General features: G+C 74.1%; 10 protein-coding genes. 3 read left to right on the top strand and 7 right to left on the bottom strand.

From position 1 onward, the window contains the following. Positions 1-1,525: phage holin family protein (locus ACFTZL_RS35990; RefSeq protein WP_382591899.1), on the bottom strand; the 1,525-nt coding region annotated here is incomplete at its 3' end. 148 nt (positions 1,526-1,673) lie between these two features. Next, a complete protein-coding gene (locus ACFTZL_RS35985) occupies positions 1,674-2,075 on the bottom strand; it encodes a hypothetical protein (RefSeq protein WP_382591896.1) in 402 nt (133 codons plus the stop codon). Positions 2,076-2,158: 83 nt separating this feature from the next. Here ACFTZL_RS35985 and ACFTZL_RS35980 point away from each other — a divergent pair, with 83 nt between their 5' ends. Further along, positions 2,159-2,932: an MBL fold metallo-hydrolase gene (locus ACFTZL_RS35980; RefSeq protein ID WP_382591893.1), complete on the top strand. Its 774-nt coding sequence runs from the start codon at positions 2,159-2,161 to the stop codon at positions 2,930-2,932. A gap of 35 nt (positions 2,933-2,967) precedes the next feature. Beyond that, positions 2,968-3,597, top strand: a complete 630-nt coding sequence (locus ACFTZL_RS35975) for a DedA family protein (RefSeq protein ID WP_382591902.1) — start codon at positions 2,968-2,970, stop codon at positions 3,595-3,597. A gap of 2 nt (positions 3,598-3,599) precedes the next feature. Here ACFTZL_RS35975 and ACFTZL_RS35970 read toward each other — a convergent pair whose 3' ends face one another. The 5 genes from ACFTZL_RS35970 to ACFTZL_RS35950 form a co-directional block, all read right to left on the bottom strand. After that, positions 3,600-4,679, bottom strand: coding sequence for an MBL fold metallo-hydrolase (locus tag ACFTZL_RS35970; protein WP_382591891.1), 1,080 nt, complete (start codon positions 4,677-4,679; stop codon positions 3,600-3,602). Beyond that, entirely contained in the window at positions 4,676-5,923 is a 1,248-nt protein-coding gene (locus tag ACFTZL_RS35965; protein WP_382591888.1) for an aminotransferase class I/II-fold pyridoxal phosphate-dependent enzyme, read from the bottom strand. The genes ACFTZL_RS35970 and ACFTZL_RS35965 overlap by 4 nt, the downstream gene beginning before the upstream one ends. Before the next feature lie 186 nt (positions 5,924-6,109). After that, positions 6,110-6,778: a hypothetical protein gene (locus ACFTZL_RS35960; protein ID WP_382591885.1), complete on the bottom strand. Its 669-nt coding sequence runs from the start codon at positions 6,776-6,778 to the stop codon at positions 6,110-6,112. Positions 6,779-6,907: 129 nt separating this feature from the next. After that, positions 6,908-7,702: an RNA polymerase sigma factor SigF gene (locus ACFTZL_RS35955; RefSeq protein WP_382591882.1), complete on the bottom strand. Its 795-nt coding sequence runs from the start codon at positions 7,700-7,702 to the stop codon at positions 6,908-6,910. A gap of 235 nt (positions 7,703-7,937) precedes the next feature. Next, on the bottom strand, positions 7,938-8,129 hold the full coding sequence (locus ACFTZL_RS35950) for a hypothetical protein (protein ID WP_382591880.1): 192 nt from the start codon (positions 8,127-8,129) through the stop codon (positions 7,938-7,940). A 157-nt stretch (positions 8,130-8,286) separates the two neighbouring features. Between ACFTZL_RS35950 and ACFTZL_RS35945 the strand changes: the two genes are divergently transcribed. After that, on the top strand, positions 8,287-8,647 hold a 361-nt coding region (locus ACFTZL_RS35945), incomplete at its 3' end, for a DUF2795 domain-containing protein (RefSeq protein WP_382591877.1).

Here is an 8,647-nt window from a genome sequence, read left to right as displayed (position 1 = left end):
GCTCCGGGCGGCGCGCGGGGCGGTGCCGCTCGCCGCCCTCCTCGACCGGGATGCGCAGGGCGGCACGCACGGCGGCGCGGGCCTCCGTGCCGCTGCGGGTGCGCTCCGCTTTGCGCGGCACGGGCAGTCCGCAGCCGGCCCGTACCAGGTCGCCGAGGGTGAGGCCGTAGCGGGAGCGGAACGTCTCGCCGGGGCTCTGGCCGTGGTCGGAGAGCACGACGATCCGGTACGGGCGCGGGGCGTGCTCGGCGACGTTCTCGATCAGGGCGAGCGACCGGTCGAGGCTTTCGAGGACCTTCTGCGCGTCGCGGCTCACCGGGCCGGAGTGGTGGGCGACCTCGTCGTAGGCCACCAGGTCGGCGTAGACGGCGCTGCGGCCGACGAGCATGTCGCCCGTCACCGAGGCGACGACGACGTCCCGCTCGACGATCGTCGCGAAGGCCCGGACGAACGGGTAGAGGCCCGCGCGGGAGACCCTCGGGCGCTGCTTTCGGAGGCGGGCCCGGGTGGACTGGCCGATCTCCCGGCCTACGTCGGCGACGAAGGACAGGGCGGTGCGCACGGCGTTGGCCGGATCCGAGAAATAGGCGAAGTAGCCCGCCCGGGAGCGGTTCTCGCGACTGCGGCGGCGGGTGGCGATGGACAGCACCAGGGCCTGCTGTTCGGCGCCGCCGCTGAACAGGTTGCCGCGGCTGGCGCCGTCGACGGTGAGCAGACCACCGTGTCCGGCGTATCCGACGGCGCGGCGCTGGAGTTCGGCGGCGCTGGTCGGGCGGTTGCAGACGACCACCTCGCGGGTGTCCTTCTCGTACCAGCGGAACGCGGGGACGTCGTGGTTGCTGCCGTGCAGGATGCCGAGCTGGCTGGCGCCGGTCTGGCTGGACCAGTCGGTGCGCCAGGGGGTGAGGCGGTGGGTGGAGCGGCCGCCGTCGCCGAAGTCGAGCCAGCGGGCGACGGTGGGCATCAGGCCCTTGCCGACCGCGTCCAGCAGGACATCGTGGCCGACGCCGTCGAGCTGGACGAACACCGTGCCGGGGCTGGACGGGCTGGGCGGCCCGGCCCGGCGGCGGCGGCGGTCGGAGAGGCGGTACAGCCTGCGGCGGTAGGCGTCGTCGTCGCGCACGGCCAGGGCGGCACCGGTGGCGGACGCCACAGCGGACATCACGGCGGCGACCACGACGGCGGTCTCCGGGGCGGCGGCGCCGCGCTCGGCGGGGTTGAGACGCAGGGCGAGCAGCAGCAGCGCGCCGTTCAGGAAGAACACCAGCAGCCCGAGCACCAGCGCAGGTACGAGGAGCAGGAGCCGGACGAGCAGCGGCCAGACCACGGCCGACAGCAGGCCGAAGGCGCCGGCGCCGAAGGCGGCCGTGACGGCGATGTCGGTGGCGCTGTCGCCGTCCGCCGACCGGAGCCGGAAGTCCGGCAGGATCCCGGCGAGCAGGAGCAGGGTGACGGTGGAGACCGCCCACACGGCGACGCTCCGCCCCACCTGACTGGCGACCCGCCGCCACCGCACGCCCCGCACGCCCAGCCACCTCACGTCCCGGCCCGCCGCCGCAGGCCCTCATCCACCCTGTCACAACGCCCGGGGAGCGCCTTTCGTCCCTCGCACCGCCGAGCACTGCCGAGCAGGGCGGGGCAGGGCCGAGGGCACGCCGTTCGCTGTCGTCGCGTCAGCGTCCGTCGTAGCCGGCCGTCGGCATCGACAGCCGGCGGTGCACGCACGCCTTCATCGCCGCGTCGTACGCCGGCTCCGCGTGCCCCACCGTCTCGACGCGCACCCCGCGCTTGGCGCACTCCGCGGTGAACTCCTCGACGGACGCGAGCGCGCTCTCGAGTACCCGCCGGCTGGGCGCCACGAACAGGTCGAGGCCGGGCCGGACGCCGTCCCAGAGGGCACCGTGGTCGGGACGCAGCCCCCGGACCAGTAACTCCCGGCTGACCACATAGCCCCGCTCGGCGGCCCAGCGGGCGCACATCGCGTGCTGGCTGCGGGAGTCGACCAGGAACGGATCGTCGTCCAGCTCCTCCAGCGGCGTCAGACTCGCGATCGCCGTGACCCGGACCGGCACCATGGCGTCCCCCCTCACCTCCGGTTTCGCCGCCGACCCTACTCCTGCCCGTAGGCTTCGGGGAGTCGCGCGAAGGAGGCAAAGAAGTGCCGGTGGAGATCACCTGGTGGGGTCACGCCACTTGCACGGTCGAGGACTCGAACGTACGCGTGCTCACCGATCCCCTGTTCGCACGCCGGCTCGCACACCTGCGGCGCCGGCGCGGAGACCTGCCGCCGCCCGGCGCCCTGGACGCGGACGTGGCACTGGTCTCGCATCTGCACGCCGACCATCTGCACGTGCCTTCGCTGATGCGGCTCGCTCCGGGCACGCGCCTGCTCGTGCCCCGGGGCGCGCGCCGAGCGGTGCCCGGACTGCGCCGGCTCGCGCACCTGCGGGTGAGCGAGGTGGCGCCCGGGGACGAGACCCCGGTCGGCGACGTCGTCGTACGCGCCGTGCCCGCGCGGCACGACGGGCGGCGGCTGCCGCTCGGACCGCACCGCGCCCCCGCGCTCGGCTACGTCATAGCCGGCGAGGCCCGGACGTACTTCGCCGGGGACACCGGACTGTTCGACACGATGGCCGAGGAGGTCGGGCCGGTCGAGGTGGCGCTGCTGCCGGTCGGCGGCTGGGGGCCGTACCTGGGCGAGGGACATCTGGACGCGGGGCGGGCGGCGGAGGCGCTGGCACAACTGGCGCCGTGCAGTGCGGTGCCGGTGCACTACGGCACGTACTGGCCGATCGGGATGGACGCCGTGCGCCCCCACGAGTTCCACGCGCCGGGCGACGAATTCGTACGGCTGGCGGCCAGGCGCGCACCCGACGTGGCGGTGCACCGGCTCGGGCACGGGGAGAGCGTGCGGCTGAAGGTCGCCCGGTGACCTGGACCGCGCCCGTGGCGCAGGCGGGTCTGCCCCTGCTGGCGGCATCGGCCGTCACCCCGGCGTCCATCGTGCCGACGTCCACACAGCAGGCGGTCGGCTATCCGACGCTCTTCCTGCTGGTGCTGGTCGGGGCGCTGGTGCCGGTGATTCCGACGGGGGCGCTGGTGAGTTCGGCGGCCGTGGTCGCCTTTCACCAGACGTCGCCGTTCTCGCTGGCGATGGTGTTCCTGACGGCGTCGCTGGCGGCGTTCCTCGGGGACGCGACGCTGTACTGGCTGGGGCGGCGCGGGCTGAAGTCGAAGAACGGCTCGCGCTGGCTGGAGGCGATCCGGGCGCGGGCGCCGGAGGACCGGCTCGCTCAGGCGCAGGAGAAACTCGCCTCGCACGGTGTCGCGGTGCTGGTGTTGTCCCGGCTGGTGCCGGCGGGGCGTATCCCGGTGATGCTGGCCTGTCTTCTGGCGGAGTGGCCGTTGCGGCGATTCTCCCGGGGGAACCTGCCGGCGTGTCTGGCGTGGGCCGTGACCTATCAGTTGATCGGGATTCTCGGGGGATCGCTGTTCGATCAGCCGTGGGAGGGCGTGGTGGCGGCGATCGCGCTGACCTTGGTGATCAGCGCGGTGCCGAGTCTGGTGCGGCGGGTGCGCAGCTCCCCGCGCGCCTGAGGTCAGTCCCCGAGCAGCACCCTCGAGGCGCCCACCGGCATGTCCCAGAGGTTGTCGCGTGCCAGCCCCGCCTTCTCCCAGGCCGCTCGTACGCGCAGGAGCGGCTCCAGGACCGGCTCCGCCGACAGGACGAAGGCCGCCCAGTGCATGGGGGCCATCCGCCGGGCGCCCAGGTCCTGGGTGGCCCGGACCGCCTCCTCCGGGTTGCAGTGGACGTCGCTGAGCCACCAGCGCGGGTCGTAGGCGCCGATGGGGAGGAGCGCGAGGTCGATGCCGGGGTAGCGCCGGCCGATGCGGGAGAACCAGTGGCCGTAGCCGGTGTCACCGGCGAAGTAGACGCGCTGTCCGTCCCGGTCGGTGAGCACCCAGCCGCCCCACAGGCTGTGGCAGGTGTCGGTGAGAGTGCGCTTGGACCAGTGGTGGGACGGGACGAAGTCGAAGCGGACGCCGTCCAGTTCGGCTGCTTCCCACCAGTCGAGTTCCGTGACGCGGGTGAAGCGGCGGCGGTGGAACCAGCGGGCGAGCCCCGCCGGGGCGAACACGGGGGTGTCGCGCGGGAGCAGGCGCAGGGTGGGGGCGTCCAGGTGGTCGTAGTGGTTGTGGCTGATGACGACGGCGTCGACGCGCGGCAGCTCTTCCCAGGGGACGCCCACGGGGGTGATGCGGGCGGGGGTGCCGAGGATCCGGCGGGACCAGACCGGGTCGGTGAGGACCGTGAGGCCGCCGACGCGCAGCACCCAACTGGCGTGCCCCGCCCAGGTGACGGCGATGGTGCGGGCGTCGACGCGGGGCAGCGGGCCGGGGGCGTAGGGGAGCCGGGGGATGTCGGCGAGGCCTTGGGGGCTCGGTCTCACGGAGCCTTCGCGGGCGAAGCGGGCGATGGCCTTGAGGCCGGGGAGCGGGGCGGTCAGCCGGTCGTGGAAGGTGCGCGGCCACACTCTCCGCTCGGCCAGCGGCCGGGGTTCGGCCAGGGGCGGGTACGGGGGCGCGAGCGGGGACGGGGGCGCGAGAGCGGACGGGAGTGCCGGGTCGCCGGCTTCCTGGGTGGTCGTGCCCGTGGTCGACTCGGACTGCTGCGTCATCGAGGAGGCTCCCATCGCTGAGCTTCGTCGCGGAGATCGTCGAAGACCGACTTCAGCCGGATCAACGCGCCTCGCACGTGCGGCAGTTCCAACGGCGCGGGTGAGGTGAGGCATTCCGCGCGTTCCGGGTCGGAGGCGGGCAGCAGTGCGCCGGTCGACAGCCGCACGCGCGGGGCTTCGAGGTCGTCGCCGAAGCGGTGGCCGCCCGGCGCGGGCATGCCGAGGCGGACGGAGAGGAAGTCCTCCAGTTCCTGTGCGTCGCCCACGCCGTGGGCGGTCAGCGCGGGGCGCAGCGGGGCGAGATCCACGTACACGTGCCGGCCGGCCTGCGGGGGCCGGGAGAGGGCACCGGCGGCGACGACGGCGGAGTGCGCCGCGGCGGCCAGGCGCGCGTGCAGGCCTACGGTGGCGGCCACGCGCGCGGTGACAGGTTCCGGTTCGGCCAGGGCGTACCCGGCTGCCGTGGCGACCGGGGCGGCGACGCGGGCGTCGAGCGCGGTGAGGACGTCGAGCACGCGCGCGTGGAGGCCGTCGCCGTCCTCGCCGGCCGGGAAGCGGGCCACGGCGGCGGGCCAGCCGGGCGGGAGCAGGGAACCGGCCAGGTCGGTGACGACGGTGACCCGGTCGGGCAGCATCTCGGCAGGGCTGAGCAGCACCGTGCCGTGCGGGTCGTGCAGGGTGTCGCGCCAGGTCTCGTCGCTGACCAGGTGCAGGCCCTCCCCCTGGGCGGCCTCGAGGGTCTCGTGCAGCAGTTCGGGAGGGGCGACGGTAGCGGTGGGGTCGTCGGCGACGGACAGCACCAGCAGGCGCGGGTCGCCGCCCTCGGCACGGACCCGGCGCACGGTCTCCAGCAGGGCGTACGGATCGGGGACGCCGCCGCTCTCCGGCGGGGTCGGCACATGGAAGGCGGGCCGCCCCAGCAGGCGTGCGTACGGCGCCCACCAGGCGGCACAGGGCCTCGGCACCAGGACGTCACCGCCGAGGGCGGCGGTCAGCGCGAGCAACAGGGAGGGCGCACCGGGGCCGGCGGCCGCGCGGTCGGGGGCGCAGTGCAGTCCGCGCCGGTCCCAGTAGCCGCAGGCGGCCTCCCGCAGCGCGGGGCCGCCGCCGACCGGCTCGTGCTCGCCACGGGACGCCGCCGCGGCGAGCACCGCGGACAGCTCCGGCAGGACCGGCAGCCCGTCCTCGGGGAGCGGCGGCCCGAACCGGACGGGGCCGTGGCCTTGCGGGTCCGTCCGCCGCATCCGTACCTCCGCTGTGCCTGGTGCCGCCGTGTTCTGGTGATCCGTGCGGTGCGGCTCGTGCCCTCGGCCACTGAGTACCCAGGGTGCCGCCGCCCCATGGGCGCCCCGCCGGGTTGTGACGGTCACAGCATGAGCGGGCCGGGCCGGGGAAGCGGGCCGTTCCGGAGGCGCTGCGGAACGGTCAGGTCAGCGGTAGGGGTCGCCTTCCCGGTTGCGCAGCCGGTGCGCGGCGGCCCCGAACGCGCCCGCGATCAGCAGCCCGCCCGCGACCAGGGCCGGCACGGAGTCGGTGAAGGCACCGCCGTCACCGGCCCGCACCCCGCGCTGGATCACCGCTCCGCCGCACTCGGCGTCGTGGGGGTGGTGCGATTCGGGGCAGGGCTTGTGGGTGGGCCGGTGCGTGGGCCGGTGAGACGGCTTGTGGTGGCCGCCGCCGTGGGCCACCGTGAACGTCGCGCTCCACTCCTTGCCCTCCCCACCGGGAGCGGCCGGGCAGGTGCCGTCGACGGTCCACGCCGAGTCCTCGCCGAGGGCGTCCGGATCGCCCTCGAAATTCTCGGCGGACGCGATGCGGGCCGTGCCCCGGTAGGCGGGCCCGGAGACCTTGTCGTCGTTGCCGGTGACCCTGCGCAGGGGGACCGTGCCGTCGTCGAAGGCCTGGGAGGTGGCGTCGATCGTGTCGGGCGGCGGCCCACCGGTCGGATCACAGCTCACCGAGATGGTGAGCGTCCCCCCGGGCTCGACGGTGGCGGGACTGACCTCGGCGGCGGGTTCGGCGAAGACGCCGGGTGCGAAGCCCACCAGGGCGGACCCGGCGAGAACGGCGACGGACAGGGCCTGGAGGGTGCGGCGCATGGCGCGAACTCCTTCGGCGACGACAGAGAAAGCCCCTCCGCCATCACAGCCCGCTCACCGCGTCACCGCGCGCGACCGACCCCCATTAGCGGGACGGCACGCTCCAACCGGGTGAACCGCGACCCCGCGCTACACGACATCCCGCATGACCTGCTCCCGCACCCGCCCGCAGCACCGGCTGATCAGCCGGGACACATGCATCTGCGAAATCCCCAGCTCCTCGGCGATCCGGCTCTGCGTCATGTCGGAGAAGAACCGCATGTACAGAATCGCCCGCTCCCGCTCCGGCAGCGCGGCCAGCCCGTCCTTCACCGCCTCACGGTCCACGACCGTGTCCAGCGCCGGATCCGGCGACCCGAGCGCGTCGCTCAGGGAGTACCCGTCCTCGCTGCCGGGCAGCTCCGCGTCCAGGGACAGGGCCGTGAAGCTCTCCAGCGCCTCCAGGCCGGTCTTGACGTCCTCCTCGCTCATCTTCGCGTGCTCGGCGAGCTCGGCCACGGTGGGCCGGCGGCCGGGGATGGTCTGGGACAGGTCCTGCGAGGCGAACCGGACACGGTTGCGCAGCTCCTGGACCCGGCGGGGTACGTGCAGGGTCCACATGTGGTCACGGAAGTGCCGCTTGATCTCGCCGGTGATGGTGGGCACGGCATAGCTCTCGAAGGCGTTGCCGAGTTCGGGGTCGTACCGGTCCACGGCCTTGACCAGGCCGAGGGCCGCGACCTGGCGCAGATCGTCCAGGCTCTCGCCGCGGCTGCGGAAACGTCCGGCGATGCGCTCCGCCATGGGCAGCCAGGCCTCGACGATCTCGTCGCGGAGCACGTCGCGCTCCGGGCCGGCGGAGAGGGCGGCGAGCCTGCGGAACGCCTCGGCGGTGTCGGGGGCGTCGTCATGGGGGTGCTGCTTCGTGCTCGTGTGAGTCGGCATGATGCGTCGCAATTCCCTTGCTGGTGCTCTGGGTTGGACGGTCACCGTGGGAGCGCATCCGCTGCGGGACAGGGGCGCCGGCTGGCGACGCTTCACGCCGCTCCCACGGACGTGCCTCCTGTCCGAAGCACTGGGGTGCGCCTGCCCCGGGCCCTCACACGCAAACCCGGAGAGGTTTTCCTCGGTCGCGCAGGGTGACCCGACGCGGACCGGCGATCGATGGCCGAGCAGGGCTTCAGGGCGACGGTGCGGGAGTTCCCGCCGGGGCGGGAGAAGGAGCAGCGGCCGCGGGAGCGGGGGGCACGGGTACGCCGGCCGGTTCACGCCGGCCGGCGTTCTCCGGTGGCAGCAGCAGTTCCTCGTACCGGCCGAGAACGAGCACCACTCCGAGCATGAGCGGCGGGATGAGCACAGCGAGCATCGCCATGGCGGGTCCTTCCCCAGGGAGAGGTGGGGGGTGTGATCCGGGTCTCCCTGAGGCCGTGGCACAAACCAGGGCGGTGTGGCGATCCGGTGTGCAGAACCCGTGTCGGCTTCCGGTGTTCGGGTACGCGGTGCGGACCCCCGAAGGTCTGGAGGGAGACATGCAGCGAGGAAGCGACCGGCTGAGCGTCCACCGGGACGACGAGATGAAACACGAACTGCAGGGTCTGCTCAGGTCAGGGCACCCCACGCGCAGTGAGGAGTGGCACGACCCGGAGCCGGCCGCCGAGGACGACCCCGAGGTCGCGTACGGGCCGGTGACACCGAGCCGTGCGCCGACGTCTCTGGAGTCGGTACGGCTGGATCTGGCCCGGATCCTGGGCCGCAGGGTGTTCCCCGCGAGCTCGCGTGAGCTGGCCCGCGAACTGCGCGGCCACCAGGCGCCCGACACTCTCGTCGAGGCTCTGGAGCGGCTGCCGCGGCAGGAGCGCTACGGCAATGTCCAGGAACTGGCCCAGGCCC

The sequence above is a fragment of the Streptomyces sp. NPDC056948 genome, from assembly GCF_042674225.1.
Lineage (GTDB): Bacteria > Actinomycetota > Actinomycetes > Streptomycetales > Streptomycetaceae > Streptomyces > Streptomyces purpurascens.
The sequence above is the reverse complement of the archived record's forward strand: the minus strand, read 5'-3'. Positions and strand labels throughout refer to the sequence as shown.

Excerpts from the sequence above, each read along its gene's own strand:
- ACFTZL_RS35955 (WP_382591882.1), bottom strand. The coding sequence starts at position 7,702 with ATGCCGACTCACACGAGCACGAAGCAGCACCCCCATGACGACGCCCCC.
- ACFTZL_RS35985 (WP_382591896.1), bottom strand. The coding sequence starts at position 2,075 with ATGGTGCCGGTCCGGGTCACGGCGATCGCGAGTCTGACGCCGCTGGAG.
- ACFTZL_RS35970 (WP_382591891.1), bottom strand. The coding sequence starts at position 4,679 with ATGACGCAGCAGTCCGAGTCGACCACGGGCACGACCACCCAGGAAGCC.
- ACFTZL_RS35950 (WP_382591880.1), bottom strand. The coding sequence starts at position 8,129 with ATGGCGATGCTCGCTGTGCTCATCCCGCCGCTCATGCTCGGAGTGGTG.
- ACFTZL_RS35965 (WP_382591888.1), bottom strand. The coding sequence starts at position 5,923 with ATGCGGCGGACGGACCCGCAAGGCCACGGCCCCGTCCGGTTCGGGCCG.
- ACFTZL_RS35960 (WP_382591885.1), bottom strand. The coding sequence starts at position 6,778 with ATGCGCCGCACCCTCCAGGCCCTGTCCGTCGCCGTTCTCGCCGGGTCC.